This window comes from Croceitalea sp. W27, assembly GCF_055693185.1.
In genome coordinates, this window is sequence record NZ_CM146327.1 from 3532877 (window position 1) to 3550152 (window position 17276).

Genomic DNA, 17276 nt, shown 5'->3' on the forward strand with positions numbered 1-17276 from the left:
AACAAGATTTTAATATGGCTGAAGGAGAAAAATTGATACCTATCAACATTGATGATGAAATGAAATCTGCCTACATTGATTATTCAATGTCGGTCATTGTGTCACGTGCCCTACCTGATGTCAGGGATGGTTTAAAACCGGTTCACAGAAGGGTGCTATATGGCATGCATGAATTGGGGGTTCGTTCAAATAGTGCCCATAAAAAATCGGCCCGTATTGTAGGTGAAGTTTTGGGTAAGTACCACCCTCATGGTGATACCTCGGTATACGACAGTATGGTACGTATGGCGCAGGAATGGAGTTTGAGGTATATGTTGGTTGATGGACAAGGTAACTTTGGTTCGGTAGATGGTGATAGCCCCGCTGCGATGCGTTACACGGAGGCGCGCATGCGAAAAATTGCTGACGATATGTTGGCAGATATCGATAAGGATACAGTCGATCATCAATTGAACTTTGATGATTCATTGAAAGAACCTACTGTTTTACCTACTCGAGTTCCACAACTTCTTGTTAATGGGGCATCTGGAATTGCTGTTGGTATGGCCACAAATATGCCGCCACACAATCTTTCCGAAGTAGTGGATGGTACTATCGCCTACATAGATAATCATGACATTGAAATCGATGAACTTATAACACACATAAAGGCACCTGATTTTCCTACCGGAGGTATTATCTATGGATATGATGGTGTTAAAGAGGCTTTTCATACGGGTCGTGGCAGAGTAGTAATGCGAGCCAAAGCTACCTTTGAAGAAGTACAGGGTAAGGAAAGCATCATCGTTACTGAAATACCTTATCAAGTAAATAAGGCCGACATGATCAAAAAGACGGCTGACCTAATAAATGATAAGAAGATTGAAGGTATTTCAGCGATAAGGGATGAATCTGATAGAAAGGGTATGCGTATCGTGTACATTCTTAAAAGAGATGCCATTCCTAATATCGTTTTAAATACGCTTTATAAGTACACTGCTTTACAATCTTCTTTTAGTGTTAACAATATTGCCCTTGTTAATGGGCGTCCGCAGTTGCTTAACCTAAAGGAGATGATTCATCATTTTGTTGAACATCGTCATGAGGTTGTTGTTAGAAGAACCAAGTTTGAACTTAAAAAAGCCGAGGATAGAGCGCATATACTAGAAGGTTTAATTATTGCATCTGATAATATAGATAGGGTTATTGAGATTATTAGGGGTTCTTCGAATGTTGATGAGGCTCGTAATAATTTGATGGAAGAATTCAAGTTAACTGAAATTCAAGCGAAAGCCATTGTAGAAATGCGCCTACGACAGTTAACGGGTCTAGAGCAAGATAAATTACGAGAAGAATATGATGCACTCTTACTTACTATCGAAGATTTGAAAGATATCTTGGATAAGAAGGAGAGAAGAATGCAAATAATAAAAGATGAGTTAATTGAGGTAAAAGATAAGTATGGTGATGAGCGTCGCTCCGAAATTAACTTTGCAGGTGGAGATTTGAGCATTGAAGATATGATACCTGATGAGCAAGTGGTCATAACCATTTCTCATGCGGGCTATATCAAACGTACGCCACTTACCGAATACAAAACGCAGAACAGGGGAGGGGTCGGTCAAAAAGCATCATCTACCCGTAACGAAGACTTTTTAGAGCATCTATTTGTTGGTACAAACCACCAATACATGCTTTTCTTTACACAAAAAGGAAAATGTTTCTGGATGCGTGTCTATGAAATACCTGAAGGAAGCAGAACTTCTAAAGGTAGGGCGATACAAAACCTTATTAACATAGAGAGTGAAGATAAGGTCAAAGCCTTTATTTGTACACAGGATCTAAAGGATGAGGATTATGTAAATAGTCATTATGTAATCATGGCAACCAAAAAAGGTACTGTAAAGAAAACCTCTTTAGAGCAGTACTCAAGACCAAGGCAAAATGGTATAAATGCCATAACCATTAGGGATAATGATGAATTGCTTGAAGCTAAACTTACTACTGGCACAAGCGAAATATTCCTAGGACTTAAATCAGGTAAAGCAATTCGTTTTGAAGAAAGTAAAACACGACCTATGGGAAGGAATGCCTCTGGAGTTCGCGGTATTACTTTGGCAAGCGATACCGATGAGGTAATAGGAATGGTATCTGTGCATAATTTTGAAGATAATATTCTTGTGGTTTCAGAAAATGGTTATGGCAAAAGATCTAACATAGACGATTATCGCGTAACTAATAGAGGTGGAAAAGGGGTAAAGACCATTTCCATCACCGATAAAACAGGAGGTCTGGTTGCTATAAAAAATGTTACAGACTCTGACGATTTAATGATAATTAATAAATCAGGTATTGCGATACGTTTGGGTGTGGAAGATTTAAGAGTGATGGGGCGTGCAACCCAAGGTGTTAGACTTATCAACCTAAAAGGCAACGATAGTATTGCGGCGGTAGCCAAGGTAATGAAAGATGAAGATGCCGTTGAGGGTACCGATATACTTGATATTGAGGTGAATGAGGAAGATGGCACGGCTCTTGATAATACTGATACCGGAACAAAAGAATAACAATAAACACTAAATATTACATTAAAAATGAAAACTAAGATTTTAATACTTCTTGCCATGATGGTTTCAATGGTAGGATTTTCTCAAAAAAATGAAATTAAGGCCGCTGATAAAGCGATAAAAAGCGGTAATGCAGCCGAAGCAAAAACTATATTGGAGGGAGCAAAATCTCTAATTGATGGTTCGGATGCGAAATATCAGGCTCAGGCGTATTCTATTTTAGGAAGCGCATATGCTAAACTTTCAGAATTTGAACCTGCAATAGAGGCTTTAAGAAAAGTCATTTCAATTGAAGAGGCCTCTGGTAAAAAGAAATTTACTGCGGATGCTCAGCAAAAGTTAGGTCAAATGACGGCCGATATTATTAATGCAGCTGTTGAAGACAATAATAATAAGGATTACAAAGCAGGAGCCCAGAAATTATACATGGGCTATAAGTTAAGCCCAAAAGATACCATTTACCTTTACTATGCTGCTAGCAGTGCTGTTAATGGTGCTGATTACGATACCGCTTTAAACTATTACAATGAGTTAAAAGAGATTGGATACGATGGAAGCGGGGTAAAATATACTGCGGTCAATGTAGAATCGAATGAAGTTGAAGAAATGGATAAAGCAACTCGCGATTTATATGTAAAAGCAGGCACACATAAAGACCCAAAAGAAGAAAAAACGCCTTCTAAAAAGGCGGAAATTGTAAAGAATGTTGCACTTATTTATCAACAGCAGGGAAAAAATGAAGAAGCTTTGGCGGCATATGAAGATGCAATTGCCAGTAACCCTGATGATGTGAATTTAATTTTGAATAAAGCGAATTTGTATTACACACTGGGTGATAAAGATAAGTTTAAAGAACTAATGGCTCAGGCGTCGGCTATGGCTCCGGATAATCCAGACTTAATGTATAACATAGGAGTTATAAGCATGGAGCAAGGAAACTTAGAAGAAGCCCGTGCTGCTTATTTAAGGGTGCTTGAAATAGACCCTAGCTATGTGAATGCGCAATTAAACCTTTCTACGTCATATGTAAACGAAGGAAACAGTTTGATCGATGAGATGAATACCTTAGGTACATCAAGAGCGGATACAGCACGCTATGATGAGTTAAAGAAAAAGAAGGATGATTTATTTTTAGAAGGTTCAAAGATTTTGGAAGAAGCTTTAAAGATGAACCCTGATAATGAAGGAGTATTATCGCAATTAAAGAATATTTACGGTGCACTTGGTGATACTGAAAACTTCATGAGAATTAAAAAGTTGTTAGGAGAGTAGATTAAAATATACTCTTTAAAAAAGCCTTGACAATTGTCAAGGCTTTTTTTATATAATCTTTTTGATGACCCGAAGCTTGTGGGTGTATATTTTTTCTTGAGGGTTGAAAATACCTGTATGATCTATTCTATCAATTCTTACATATCCGTACGAATGTATAATGTAATTATCTTTCAAAATAATACCAACATGATCTATGATTCCATCAGAGTTATCAAAGAATGCTAAATCACCAGGTTCACTTTCTTCGATAAAACTTAAAGCCTCACCTTGTGTAGCTTGCTTTTCGGTATCTCGAAATAGCTTAAAACCGTTTGCCTTATACACCATTTGTGTAAAACCAGAACAATCTACACCAAATGGAGTTTTACCTCCTGATAAAGACGGCGCATTTAAAAAGAGAAGCGCTGTCTCGACTAGTTTAGATTTGTCCTGTTTTGGTTTTTGAGAATTTCCTTCATGAGTTTGGCCCAAAAAACCACTCACATCTATTCTTGCTCCTAAAGTAATGGGTTGAAAGATTTCTTCCGAAGTTAATATATGTGAAATGAAATCGGTAGCTAAGATTTGATTTTCATCAATGTTAAGTTTATTAAAATCTTCTTCAGAAACTAACTTAAATTGATTCTTGCTAACCCAACCTTCTTGTCTATCAAATGAAACTACAATACGAACCCAGTGTTTACGATTTTCTTTAACCTTAAAAAGATCACCATATACTAGTTGGGTTATCATCGCTGTAGAATCATCGGGTGATACCCTAACAGGAACGATGCTTAAGTGGCAAATTCCATATTGCATGCTACTGGTCGAAATTAGTTTCGTTCCAAGACAATAGCTGAAGCACCACCACCACCATTACATATAGCTGCAGCTCCAATTTTACCATTATTCTGCTCAAGCACATTAATTAAAGTAACAATAATTCTTGCTCCAGAGCAACCTAAGGGATGGCCTAAGGAAACTGCCCCACCATTAACGTTCACATTGCTGTCTTCAAGATTTAAAAGCTTCATATTGGCCAAGCCAACGACAGAGAATGCCTCATTGAATTCAAAATAATCAACATCATTCAGTGCTATTCCTGCTTTATCTAAGGCTTTTGGTAATGCTTTGGCCGGAGCGGTAGTAAACCATTTCGGTTCCTGTGCGGCATCAGCATAGCTTTTTATTTTTACTAGTGGCTTTATGCCTAAAGCGGCCGCTTTGTCCGCACTCATTAATACCAATGCCGCAGCACCATCGTTTATGGTAGAGGCGTTTGCGGCAGTAACCGTTCCGTCTTTAGAAAATGCTGGTCTTAAGGCCGGAATTTTCTCCATTCTAACATTTTTGAATTCCTCATCTTCATTGACCACAATTGGCTCACCTCTTCGTTGAGGTACTTCAACAGGAATTACTTCATTTTTAAATTTACCCTCCTCCCATGCTTTTGCGGAGCGTTGGTATGATTGAATGGCAAATGCATCTTGATCTTCACGAGAAAAATCATGCTCGGTAGCACAAGCGTCTGCACAAACACCCATGGCGTTTTGGTCATAGACATCTACTAGCCCATCTTTTTGCATTCCATCAATCAAAGTTGCAGGGCCAAATTTTGAACCATTTCTCATATGTACGTAATGCGGAATAAGACTCATGTTTTCCATTCCACCAGCAACGACAATCTCATTATCGCCCAAAGCAATGGACTGAGCCGCCTGCATTACAGTTTTCATGCCCGAGGCACATACTTTATTGATAGTGGTACAGGGTACTGTCTCGGGGATTCCTGCAAAAATAGCTGCTTGACGGGCTGGTGCTTGTCCAGTTCCGGCCTGAACGACATTGCCCATAAGTACTTCATCAACCATATCAGGTTTTACATTTGCTTTTTTAAGAGCTCCTTCTATGGCAATTGCTCCCAATTTTGGTGCTGGAATATTAGATAATGCACCCATAAAACTTCCTATTGGTGTTCTAACTGCAGAGACAATAACAACTTCTTTCATACTAGTAATTTTGTTCCTGCGAAAATACTAAAATTAACAGCATTACAACAGTTTAATGATTTATGGGATGCATGAAATTAGATTTCTTTATTTTTGAGCTTAGAGCTTTTTTATATGGGCAAAACACTTGATGATTTTTATAAGAAACAGTCGGTGATTTACAAGTATGTGCTATACTTTATTTCCATTGCCCTAATTGTTTTTTTCTTTCCGAGAGGAGGTAAATTCAAGTATGACTTTCAAAAAGGAAAACCTTGGCAGTATGAGAATCTATATGCTCCTTTTGATTTTTCAATTAAGAAGACCGATGAGGACATTTCTGCTGAACGAAAGTTACTAGAGTCCAATAAGGCAGATTATTACACTTTTGACCAACAAGTTTATCAAGAGGTATTGAATAAATATGAAATCAATTTCAAGGGTGCCTTTTCTTCAGATGCCCTTTCATCTAATGAAAGAAATAAATTATACTCGGCAGGTAAAGCTGTTTTAGATTCTATTTATAAGGATGGACTTTTTAAAGAACAAATAGGTAGTGATGAGGTTTTTCTAATACAAAATAACACCGCGAGAACTATACCGCAAAACAGCATAAAGTATGTCTCTAATTCCAATACGTTTATAGCTTCTTCAATTGACAATTTTCGACTTGGGACTAACAAAGCTGAATTGGTAAGAGTACTTAATTCCGTTGTAAAAGCAAATGTTACCTACAATAAAAGTCTTTCGGATAAAGCCTTGCAAGAGGAGCTTTCTAAAGTTTCTTTCACTAGAGGAAATATTTTAGAAGGCAAGCTAGTCATAGCAAAAGGGGAAGTCGTAGAATCGGATAATTATAATATCCTTAATTCTTTAAAGCAAGAGTACGAATCAGAACTATGGAAAGGTAGCAACTACTACTTTATACTTTTCGGATATACAGTTTTGGTCGCATTGGTTTTGGTCATGCTGTTCTTGTTCTTAAAAAAGTACCGCCCAGAGATTTTTGCAAATAACAATAAGGTCACCTTTATTTTTGTGAATATTCTTTTAATGGTATTCGTGACCACACTGGTCGTTAAGAACAATGAAAACTATGTTTATGTGGTGCCTTTGTGCATTTTACCACTTATTCTAAAGAACTTTTTTGATGCACGCCTCGGGCTTTTTGTGCACGTTCTGACCATCCTCATTTTAGGTTTTGTAGTGCCTAATAGTTTTGAGTATATATTCTTGCAAATAATAGCGGGTATTGTAACTATTCTTTCGGTTTCGGAACTCTATAAAAGAGCTAACTTATTTATATCTGTCGGTCAGATTACGTTTATTTATATTGTCGGGTATTTTGCCTTCCACATTATTCATGAAGGCAACCTTGATAATATCGAATGGGTCACTTTTGGTATTTTCTTATTAAATGGTATGATTACGCTATTTGCCCAGCCACTTATTTATTTATATGAAAAGATATTTGGCCTGGTTTCCGATGTTTCTTTGCTTGAACTTTCAGATACCAATTCTAAACTTTTAAAAGAACTTTCAAATAAAGCACCGGGCACCTTTCATCATTCGTTGCAAGTCGCGAACTTGGCCGAAGCAGCTGCCAATGAAATAGGGGCGAACGCCATGTTAGTGAGAGTAGGAGCTTTATATCATGATATAGGTAAAATGAATAGGCCAGCCTATTTTACTGAAAATCAGATTACGAATGCCAACCCGCATAATGAGCTACCGCCAAAAGAGAGCGCAAAGATTATAATAGACCATGTTATTGAGGGTATAGAATTGGCCAGAAAGTATAACTTGCCAGACCGGGTAATTGACTTTTTAAGAACCCACCATGGTACTTCGTTAGTGTATTATTTTTATAAAAAACAACAAGAAATCGATGAAGATGTAGATGAGGCAAATTTTAGATATCCCGGCCCGATACCTTTCTCTAAAGAAACTGCAATTTTAATGATGGCAGATTCTGTTGAGGCAGCTTCTAAAAGCCTTAAATCACCGACTTATGGTATGATAGACGAGTTTGTGGAAAAAATAGTGAAAGGCCAAATGCAGGCGAACCAATACTTGAATGCCAATATCACTTTTAAAGAAATTGAAGCTGTAAAGAAAGTTCTGAAACAAAAACTGACCAATATTTATCATCTAAGGGTAGAGTATCCTGAATAATAACCAGTTAAAGAAGCTTGAAAAAAAGTAAATAAATTGTTGTGTATTCGTAGTGGAAAAATGTACATTTGCATCCGCATTTTAAGCGAAAGTTCATTAATAAAGATTTTTAGGAGAGGTGCCGGAGTGGTAACGGAGCAGATTGCTAATCTGTCGACGCGTAAGTGTCGCATGGGTTCGAGTCCCATTCTCTCCGCAATTTTCTTGAAAATAGCAACAAGATAACCAAGTATCGGGGTGTAGCGTAGCCCGGTTATCGCGCCGCGTTTGGGACGCGGAGGTCGCAGGTTCGAATCCTGCCACCCCGACGAAACCATTTTATATGGTATCAAGTAATAGCTAACTTTATGATAATCAAAGATTTAATTTTTTTTGATTTCATTTAGTTAGCTATTTTTTTGTTTAAAAAGTGACCTATTCGGTTACCTAATCGGTTACCTATTTTTTTTGTAACTTCTTACTGAAAGCAAGGCTTTCGACGTGATTTGACTTTCGTTAAGTGATTTTATTAACTAAAAAAAAGTTACCTAAAACGAAAGAACATGAAAACTTCAAAAACATTCACAATCCTCTTTTGGCAAAACCTAGCCAAAAAGAAAGGCAACGATGCGCCACTTTATGCCAGAATTACCGTTGATGGAAAAAGGGCGGAAATGAGTTTGGCAATATTATTCCCTATAAATGCTTGGAACGGAAAAATGAACCGGGCAAATGGTAAAACCAAAGAAGCCCGCACCCTAAATGAAGATTTGGATGGTATCTATACGGATTTGACAGATTGTTTTAAACAATTGAAAAAGGAAGGTAGGTATGTTACTGCCCAAACTGTCAAAGCACGGTATCAAGGAACTGACCACAGCGATGAAACCTTGTTGGGACTATCCAAGTACCATTTTGATAAAAACAGGTTTAAATTGGCTCCTGGTACATTAAAAAATTATAGTACCACCGAAACATATTTACAAAATTTTCTAATCAAAAATTTTAAAGCGACAGATATACCGTTAGAATACATCCAGTACAGTTTTGTGGTGGACTTTGAACTATACCTGCGAAATCCCCATAACCATTTAAGCAAGACACGTCCGCTTAAAAATAACGGGATAATGAAGCATATTGAACGGCTTAATAAACTAATGGGATTTGCTGAAAAGTTGGGTTGGATTGAAAAACACCCCTTTGAAAAATACCAATTGAGCTATACCAAATTCAAAAATGGATTCTTGACAACTAAACAATTGGAGTATTTTGAAAACATAGAATTGAATGACCTTAAGTTGGAGCGTGTAAGAGATGTTTTCGTTTTCTGTTGCTATACGGGATTATCTTATATCGATGTGAAAATGTTGACCAAGCAGAGCCTCGTAATGGGAATTGATGGAAATATGTGGTTATCGCTATACCGTGAAAAAAGTGATGAGCCCGTAAAAATCCCTCTTTTGGATAAGGCCAAAGCTATTTTGGAAAAGTATGATTATTTTGAATGTTCGGAGCGATTGCTACCTGTTTACTCAAATCAAAAAATGAATAATTATTTAAAGGAGATAGCCTCTTTATGTGGAATTGATATCAAGGTAACTTGTCATATAGCAAGACATACCTTTGCTACCACAGTAACACTTTCTAACGGAGTGCCAATTGCCACCGTATCAAAGTTACTAGGGCATGCTAAGCTTTCTACCACTCAGATTTACGCGAATGTAGTGGAGAAGAAGTTACAAGAAGATATGGGTAAATTACAGGAAGCACTAAATAATGATAGAGAAAGTGCATGATATACATAAATGCTTTGCGGATTATTAAAAAAGCTACCACAAAGGCTGTTAATATTAATTTCAGGAAAATTGACTTAAACCACATATATGTAATTTGATTTCGAAAGTTAAATCACCGATAAAGGGTGTCATTTCGATGGTAACATTAAAATAAATGACACCCTTTTTTAATATTTTGGATATTATAATAGAGACTAGATTTTGATGGTTGAAAACACTCAACTACGGGATATTTAATACGTCATTGGTTATGTGCTTGTAAATCAAGTTCATAGTATCAATATTAATTATTTGTGAAAGACCTAGATCAATAATTTTCCCCTTTAATAGTTGCCCCCAATTTTTGTTATCTAGTTCAGTGTATAGCCCCCTTAGCTCCTCAATTTCATCAAAAATTATTTGTTGACCACAACCAAGTTTTTCCAATTTCAATATCAATTCATCGATTTTAGAATTCATAATCTTTTCGTCTTCCGTGATTGATAAATAGTCCGGTGTAATACGTTTTAATTTCTCCTCCACGTACAACTTACCTTCAAGAGTAAGTTGGGCATCCGCTTGCTTGGCAATGTTATTGCTAAAGATGTATCCATCAGTTTCTAAAATCTTTACATATTCAAATTCTTCTCTATTTCTTTTAAGTTTTATACCATTTCCAGTCAAAATTGGTAATATTGGGTAGATATTATCGTCATATAAGTCATAAAGTTTTCTAAGCAATAAATCCAATATGTGATCTGAAGAATATTCTTTTCTAATCTCCAAATCAACTTTTGAAGGGTTTACTACTAGATCACAAATACTTAAAATCTTTTTAATGCACTCAAGATGTCTCAAGTCATTATTAAATGACTGTTTTAATTCATTTAATTTGATTCCCTCCCGTCTTTGCTTATTTGTGAGAATAAATTTGTTTTTGTTCAATAGTTTAAACTCTCTGGTCAACCTATGATTTTCCCCATATGCTCTAATGAAAAATGAAATAACAGATTCCCTCCAGTTATGAAAGTTATTTATTAATTCTTCTTCAACGTAAGCTAGACTTAAGATACTCATCCCACTTTCATGAAGTAATTCAATTTCGTAAGCAAAATCTTCCCAAGTAATTTTAAGTTCAACCATTATCTATCTGTAGTTGTCTTTTTTAATTTAGAAATAATCCCAATGCCAATCATAAGGGAAGATGTTGTTAAATATTCATCGACTTGAACGTTCAATTCGTGCCCTTCCTTATTCCTTAAGGACCTTATACCATTTGCAAAATGACATTCTTCGATAGATAGTACATTTTCTACTCTTGCTATTTCAATTAGTTTTACCAACGGCTTAATTTGATTGAACCTTTTTTTTAGAAGATTTTCAATGACTTTTGATAATGTAAATAATGCCTTAGGCTTCTCATTTATTTGAATAAGAGATGAAATACTAATTAGTTCTTCAGCAATATTTTTGTCAAGTTTATCAAAATCAGAAATTAGTTTTTTTAAATCTTCCTTTATCTCATTTGGTAAATTCTCTTTTTTGTCCACGGTTTTTCTTAATTCCATATTCAGTTGGTTTAATCGGGAACTCTGATTACTATTGAGATTTAGAAGTTTGTTGTTGTTATTCTGAAGATTTATAATGGTTTGAGTATCTTTCTTTTTTTCGTTCAAAAGATATATTACCAAACTTGCAGTAAGCGCTAAAAGCCAGTCTTCTGTTTTCATCTTTAAAAAATTAGTTCAAATAATATCATTCTTTTTGATGTAATCACCCATCAATATTACTTCATCAAAATTTTCCCTCATCAAACTATCGTAGTTTTCTTTTGAGAATATTTCTTTGTACAATTTATCATAAGGTTGAACAATAGTGGCTTTGGAGCCAAGTTCATAGTCTTTATTAAGTAAGAATAAAAGCTCAGTCATATTGATGCCCTCGGGCACCAATTTCTTGAGTATGGTCACCAGTATTGATAATATAGAAGGATAATAGGGAACTGGTTTCGTGATTTTGGGTAGTGTTATTTTCCAAGTAATACTACCTTTTGAATCTTCAGTTTCTTCTGGAGGTACTAATTTATTTCCTTCTTCAAGAATCAAATGAACAATGTCTATTTCCTTCTTTAAACTAAAATTTTTAAAATTGATACTAAGTTCAGCGAGTAATATTTGAAGTATTGCGCAAAACTCCTCTCCTAAGACATTGGAATTATAATCATTGTCGAATTCTATAGTCCATAGACACTCAAAAATATTAAATTGTATTTTCCTTTTTGGCCCTAAATCGTTCAATGGATAGTCTATGGTCTTTGCTTTAGTTAACCTTTCAAGCTTTTCTTTTGAGTCAAGTTTAATGTCCAAATTAGCAATGAATCCATCTATATAGCTTTCTTTTAATTCATCTAAATTAATTAATTGTTGATTGATAAGACCTTTTGTTTGTAAGGATAAATGAGGTGTGGCAAAAAGAACCAATGAATAATCCATTAGGACCTCACGAAGCGAAGTGTTTTGTTCAATATCCCAGTTCCCAATAAATAGATTATTCGCGATAAAAAATTGTTCAACATCCATCATGCAACTTATCCATGCACCTTGATTGAAATCATAATGATGAATTAGAGCAACGGACTTTGCAGTTTTTTCTAGATACTTATCTTCTCCAATTGCCATATAAAACCCGGCTAAGGCATAATATTTAGCAGCAATATTAAATCCTATGGCATTGTAAACTTGGGAAATGTTCAAAAGAATAAGTATTAAACCCTCCTTGGTTTCTTCTTGGAATAGTAAAGATTTTGCTTTTTGAAAACTATCCAAAGACTTCAATAAATCTTTTTTTCTGCTGGAAAATTTCAAATACTCCATCCCTTTGGATTTGTATCTTTTGGCCAGAGCAAATTTCCCTTCTCTTTTTTCAACAATTGGAATAAGTCTTTCGCTTAATTTTTCAAGTTCATCAATTATGTCGTCTTTTTCTTGTGATTCATCAAATAGAATAAGGCTTTTGATCATACCATTCATTCTTTCATACAAACTAGAATAGTTGTAGAAGGGTGCTGCAGCACTTAAATCTATTATTTGTAGGATAATGGATATACAATCTTTTAGAACCTTTTCTTTCTCGTTTGAATCTGGATATTTTAGTGTAAGAAGAAAAAAGGAATATGACTCTAAATAACTACACTTTTCACTGGTTTTTTTAACTTTAATCTTGTCTAATAAGCATGCTTCTAGATTTACCAACCATTTTTCCATTTTATTCTCTTCGAGGTTAATAATTTCAAATAGATGTGCTGTCTTTAATATAGAATAAAGGTTAGTGGCATCTTCGATTGTCGCCGTATCATGAAATAGATTGGGAACTAAATCAAAAAATAATAGCTATAATGAATGTATATCTTTAGGGTCAGGGTCTTTAAACTGGAAGTTTCGGGTAGGCTGCAGTTTTAAGTAAATTATCTCATATAGAATATCCTTTTTACAAAACTTTGGTGTTTCAGAGTGATTTAAATAAGCCTCTAGTACGTTTACCCATAATTCTTTGTGCCCGTCTAAATTTTCATGTTGGCGGTAGTATCTAGACCAACTAATGGTTTCATAGACTTCACCAAGAATGAATTGCTCGATTTTCAGACTTGTTTTGTATTTATCAATTATTTTTCCGTAGACTTCATTTTCTCCACCGAGGACTTTAAATATTATTTTTTCTAATAAATCATTATTTAAGAGTCTGTCTTCGGGGTTTTCTTTGGTCGCCGCTTGACTAACATGAAAGTGAAGGGAGTTTAGCAAAATTTGAATATGATATTCTTCAAAAGGATAAGGAAGTTTAAGTATTAATGCGGTTATGTTCCTTATGGAATTTGCTATTGCTTCTTCAGGTTCGACACCTTCAAATCGCCAGTGTATAGTTTTAGTAAAATCACTCCAAAACTCTTCATTTTTAATAAGACTTTCAAACACTTCTTTCGCTTTTAGCATCTGTGGTCCTTCTGAACTAATAGTGTCTACAAATTCACTGATGATTTCCTTTACCTTTACTGTACAATTTTTTAATAATTCACCCTCTAGGAATTCTTGATTGTTATACCACTCTTTTAGGAGTTTTGCATCGTTACCTTCATATGACCTTGAAATATTGGAGTTGGCCTCAAATATAAATTCAATCTCATCTAGCCTATATTCTTCTAAGGAATAAAGAGTGAAAAAATGGGAAATGGCTTTTTTTATTTCACTACTTGAAAAAGAAAAATTTGATGAATAGAGTTTTAATTGTCTAAAGGAGGATTTAAGTTTTTGAAAATCCCTTTGAAAAATATCATCTTGATAATCGTAGTAGATTATCTCTTGACTGTTTGATATCTTGTTTTCAATCCATACTTCTATCGTTTTCAATTTTTGAAATTCATATCCTCTTTCTGTCGAAGTGGCATCGGTGTTTTTGTGAAATATACTTAATTGAGTTATTCGATTCATTTTTTCATTTTGAAATAAACTCTACTAAGTTTCTCATCAAATTCATCTTTCAATGATTTTTCTAGAGCCAATATGATATATTCTATCTTGGAATAACGTTCACAATAGGAATCCCAGTTAAAATAGTTTAGCCAATCAGTTTTAAAATTTGATGGACTGAAACCTTCAGGATTCAATAAAAATAGAAATCTTTTTTCCTTAATTTTTTTTATATCAATACCTTTTGTATCAATGAGGCCTTTGTTCACCAAATCAAAAAATTGTTTAATTCTAAAAAGAACAAAACTGTTATCAGTATCAGATTCTATTTTTAATTCCAATTTTTTATAAATTAAATTTTTGTAGTGAGCTTTAATCTCTTGTGTTGTCAAAATTTTGTTAGAAATTGATACATAGAACATTTGACCATCCATCTCTTCTATAAGCTTGGCCTTGAGAATAGATTTGAATTTTTTTTTCTTTTCGGCGGGTAATACTTTAAAAATTGTGGGAAAACCAAGGTTACTTTTATTCAAGTCATAGTTTTCTATAGATAAATCTCTTGTGTAGCTCTTATTTTTCTTTTTTAGGGCATCAAGAATTGATAAATAGGCATCATTTATAACTCCTCGACGATCAAATATATCTAATGTTTTTATAAGTTCATTATCTCCAAGATATTCATGTTTTCTTTTATAGAACCTGGATAAATACCAATAATTTTTATCATATAAACCGACAAAATTTATATAATGATTTAAGTTGATGTAAATCATTATTAAGGCATTTTTGCTAAAGTTAAAATATGACATTACTACTAATATGCCATTTAACTTTTTGATTAAATGTTCTCTTAGGCTTCGATTTTGAATGACTGTCGAAGTAAAACTCCTATTTTCCATGGCTTTACGACCAAAATACTTTGGGATTGTATAACTTGACTTTAAAAAATTGTTGATTTTAACGGTGATTTGACTTGAGCTTTTTTGTCCAATCTGGATGTTGTCTATTTTATTTTTATGTAAGATTTTAACTAATTCTTTATGGTTTGAATTCTCAACAATTAACTTGAAAAGAAATGTATCAAACTCTGTAATGTGCGCAAGTCCAAAACCTAAATGACTATGCTTGTTGATTCCTGCGAAATTCTTAAGGTAGTAGCCTAAAACAAAAGAGTTGACAGATTTGTTTAAAGTATATTGTATAGGTGAAAACCCATTACCAATTATAAAGTTCCCCTCTAAAAAACCTTTTAGTAAACCAACAGAATTATAGAGATTTCCGAATACATTGCTGCTGTGAGATCCTCCTCGCTCAATGCTCTCTACAGTTTTTGGAACTTTAACAAAAATTTCATCTATTTCATTACATAATCGTTGAATATAAACACCGTCTCTAAAATCTTTTAAAAGAGCGTATAAATCTTCATCAATAAAGTTTTTTGCCTTTTCTAATTCTTCATCTAAATCAATTTTATCTATATTCTTTTCAATTTTCTGAATATCATTCCAATCTATTATATCATTATAAAAATCATTCCTTATTAGCCATTTAAGTTGTTTCAAATTGTATTTTGCCAAAAAACTGACTTCCATTTTTTTTTGCCTATTGGCTTTAGCAATAATATTTTTCAATGCAAGAAAGCAGTTATAAAAATCTTTTGTTCTGTACAGGCCATAGAAGTAAACTAAATCATCCCAGAGAGAAGTTTTATCATCGATGCTGTATTTAAAGATTTTATTCAAAGCTGATGAATAATCATAATCATTTAAAGTACAGTCTATACAGTTGCAACTCTCGTATTTGACTTTAGAATGGAAATCTATTTCATCTTTAATAGGGTAACTTCCCATAGAATCAACATTTCCAGTATGACCTATAGTATGGATTCCAGACATGGCTATTCTGGATAGGGAATAATTCAATTTTTCTTTTTCATCGCCTAAAAAATTACTATCGTCTTTTCCTTTATATTCTGATATTAATTGATATAATTCTTTATTGAAAAGCTTCAATGAGGTATTTAGTACTAAATATCCAGGCTCTTGCTTTGAATCCTTGAAAATAGGATATAAACCTGCTAAGTTTTTTTGAGGAAGAACCCTAAAATAGTGAAATCTATGGAGGGAGTCGTACAGTTCATTAATAATTCTTGAATGGTCGAATTCGTTACCATTAGTACTTCTATAGTCGTATACTTTGAAATCTCTTATATAGCATAAAGAGGAATATACTTTTAACCCTATGTTGGATAATTTGGTATTCTCTTTTTCAAGTAATTTGATAGAATTTTTATCCGCCGTTATTATATTGATTCCTAAGCTCTCAAAATACTTTATTTCTGTAGTATTGATTTCTTCTTTAGATGTTAGCATATACGCTCTCTGATGATGCTTTTTCAATAAATATTGAATTTCTCTAATAAGTAATTTTAGATTAGGATCAGAGACACTATAGCCAACAAATAGAATTACCTTATTGCTAAATAAAGATTTTACGAATACTTCCTTTAAAGTATGATTTTTAGAAAATTCTAAATAGTCATGCTCTTTTAAAACGGTATTGTGATTTTCAAAATCACCATGGTATTTTATTAGCAGTTTTTTTTGAGAAGCATATGGTAAATCTTCATCTTTTGAAACGATGGAAAATGGCAAACCGTAGTCATCAATAATTGATTCAAAATAACTATCATAGTTAGTCGTGACGACATGCTGTGGATTTAATTCAAAGATTGTCTCATGCAATAGATTTGACCTTGTACTTTTTTCAAACAATAGTTTTTTTAAAATATCAGTGTATTCTTTTTCACCTTTTTCATTATATAAAAGCTGAGCTATTTTTAAAGGGTCAATCTCGTTTGTTCTTTCATTCAATCTATCTTTAATTCCTTCTTGCAATTCATTCCATAATGGAATACCAGAATCTTTTGATACTCCTGCCCCAGCAAAAACAACCAAACGGTCTGTATTAACAGCCTCTTTAATTGAGGCTATATCATTATTAAATTTATTTTTTTGCATAACTCAGTGAATTCAAAAAGTAAACCGAAAATCTTGAAAGATTTAATGTCAGAAAAATACCTATAACAACCTA

General features: G+C 34.0%; 11 protein-coding genes and 2 tRNA genes. 6 read left to right on the forward strand and 7 right to left on the reverse strand.

The genetic code is table 11. The annotated features are described in order from the left end of the window. The first annotated feature begins 14 nt into the window (after positions 1-14). Together gyrA and ACZ1GR_RS16055 are read left to right on the forward strand one after the other, a co-directional pair. The gene (gene gyrA, locus ACZ1GR_RS16050) at positions 15-2546 is read left to right on the forward strand and encodes a DNA gyrase subunit A (RefSeq protein WP_472609869.1); all 2532 of its coding nucleotides are present in this window, start codon (positions 15-17) and stop codon (positions 2544-2546) included. 27 nt (positions 2547-2573) lie between these two features. Further along, positions 2574-3818 (forward strand): tetratricopeptide repeat protein, encoded by a 1245-nt coding sequence (locus tag ACZ1GR_RS16055; protein WP_472609870.1) that lies wholly within the window; start codon positions 2574-2576, stop codon positions 3816-3818. Between the two features lie 48 nt (positions 3819-3866). Here the strand turns inward: ACZ1GR_RS16055 and ACZ1GR_RS16060 are convergent, their stop codons facing one another. Both ACZ1GR_RS16060 and ACZ1GR_RS16065 read right to left on the reverse strand, forming a co-directional pair. Next, positions 3867-4619, reverse strand: coding sequence for a C40 family peptidase (locus tag ACZ1GR_RS16060; RefSeq protein ID WP_472609871.1), 753 nt, complete (start codon positions 4617-4619; stop codon positions 3867-3869). Positions 4620-4633: 14 nt separating this feature from the next. Next, positions 4634-5809 (reverse strand): acetyl-CoA C-acyltransferase, encoded by a 1176-nt coding sequence (locus tag ACZ1GR_RS16065; protein ID WP_472609872.1) that lies wholly within the window; start codon positions 5807-5809, stop codon positions 4634-4636. 114 nt (positions 5810-5923) lie between these two features. Here ACZ1GR_RS16065 and ACZ1GR_RS16070 point away from each other — a divergent pair, with 114 nt between their 5' ends. The 4 genes from ACZ1GR_RS16070 to ACZ1GR_RS16085 all read left to right on the forward strand — a co-directional run bounded on the left by ACZ1GR_RS16070 (position 5924) and on the right by ACZ1GR_RS16085 (position 9738). Further along, positions 5924-7963 (forward strand): HD family phosphohydrolase, encoded by a 2040-nt coding sequence (locus ACZ1GR_RS16070; protein WP_472609873.1) that lies wholly within the window; start codon positions 5924-5926, stop codon positions 7961-7963. A 112-nt stretch (positions 7964-8075) separates the two neighbouring features. Next, a tRNA-Ser gene (locus tag ACZ1GR_RS16075) sits at positions 8076-8159 on the forward strand. 37 nt (positions 8160-8196) lie between these two features. Next, a tRNA-Pro gene (locus tag ACZ1GR_RS16080) sits at positions 8197-8271 on the forward strand. A gap of 234 nt (positions 8272-8505) precedes the next feature. Further along, positions 8506-9738 carry a site-specific integrase gene (locus ACZ1GR_RS16085; protein ID WP_472609874.1) on the forward strand — a complete coding sequence of 411 codons (1233 nt, stop codon included), beginning with the start codon at positions 8506-8508 and terminating at the stop codon, positions 9736-9738. Between the two features lie 222 nt (positions 9739-9960). Here ACZ1GR_RS16085 and ACZ1GR_RS16090 read toward each other — a convergent pair whose 3' ends face one another. From ACZ1GR_RS16090 to ACZ1GR_RS16110, 5 genes are all read right to left on the reverse strand, one after another. Then, a complete protein-coding gene (locus ACZ1GR_RS16090) occupies positions 9961-10860 on the reverse strand; it encodes a hypothetical protein (RefSeq protein ID WP_472609875.1) in 900 nt (299 codons plus the stop codon). Continuing rightward, the gene (locus tag ACZ1GR_RS16095; RefSeq protein WP_472609876.1) at positions 10860-11447 is read right to left on the reverse strand and encodes a hypothetical protein; all 588 of its coding nucleotides are present in this window, start codon (positions 11445-11447) and stop codon (positions 10860-10862) included. Before ACZ1GR_RS16095 ends, ACZ1GR_RS16090 begins: the two co-directional genes overlap by 1 nt. A gap of 15 nt (positions 11448-11462) precedes the next feature. Continuing rightward, a complete protein-coding gene (locus ACZ1GR_RS16100) occupies positions 11463-12980 on the reverse strand; it encodes a hypothetical protein (protein ID WP_472609877.1) in 1518 nt (505 codons plus the stop codon). A gap of 126 nt (positions 12981-13106) precedes the next feature. After that, on the reverse strand, positions 13107-14201 hold the full coding sequence (locus ACZ1GR_RS16105) for a hypothetical protein (RefSeq protein WP_472609878.1): 1095 nt from the start codon (positions 14199-14201) through the stop codon (positions 13107-13109). Beyond that, the gene (locus tag ACZ1GR_RS16110) at positions 14198-17203 is read right to left on the reverse strand and encodes an SIR2 family protein (protein ID WP_472609879.1); all 3006 of its coding nucleotides are present in this window, start codon (positions 17201-17203) and stop codon (positions 14198-14200) included. Before ACZ1GR_RS16110 ends, ACZ1GR_RS16105 begins: the two co-directional genes overlap by 4 nt. Between the last annotated feature and the right edge of the window lie 73 nt (positions 17204-17276).

Coding starts and splice junctions, on each gene's coding strand:
- gyrA (WP_472609869.1), top strand. CDS start 15: ATGGCTGAAGGAGAAAAATTGATACCTATCAACATTGATGATGAAATG.
- ACZ1GR_RS16095 (WP_472609876.1), bottom strand. CDS start 11,447: ATGAAAACAGAAGACTGGCTTTTAGCGCTTACTGCAAGTTTGGTAATA.
- ACZ1GR_RS16085 (WP_472609874.1), top strand. CDS start 8,506: ATGAAAACTTCAAAAACATTCACAATCCTCTTTTGGCAAAACCTAGCC.
- ACZ1GR_RS16100 (WP_472609877.1), bottom strand. CDS start 12,980: ATGGAAAAATGGTTGGTAAATCTAGAAGCATGCTTATTAGACAAGATT.
- ACZ1GR_RS16060 (WP_472609871.1), bottom strand. CDS start 4,619: ATGCAATATGGAATTTGCCACTTAAGCATCGTTCCTGTTAGGGTATCA.
- ACZ1GR_RS16105 (WP_472609878.1), bottom strand. CDS start 14,201: ATGAATCGAATAACTCAATTAAGTATATTTCACAAAAACACCGATGCC.
- ACZ1GR_RS16055 (WP_472609870.1), top strand. CDS start 2,574: ATGAAAACTAAGATTTTAATACTTCTTGCCATGATGGTTTCAATGGTA.
- ACZ1GR_RS16065 (WP_472609872.1), bottom strand. CDS start 5,809: ATGAAAGAAGTTGTTATTGTCTCTGCAGTTAGAACACCAATAGGAAGT.
- ACZ1GR_RS16070 (WP_472609873.1), top strand. CDS start 5,924: ATGGGCAAAACACTTGATGATTTTTATAAGAAACAGTCGGTGATTTAC.
- ACZ1GR_RS16110 (WP_472609879.1), bottom strand. CDS start 17,203: ATGCAAAAAAATAAATTTAATAATGATATAGCCTCAATTAAAGAGGCT.
- ACZ1GR_RS16090 (WP_472609875.1), bottom strand. CDS start 10,860: ATGGTTGAACTTAAAATTACTTGGGAAGATTTTGCTTACGAAATTGAA.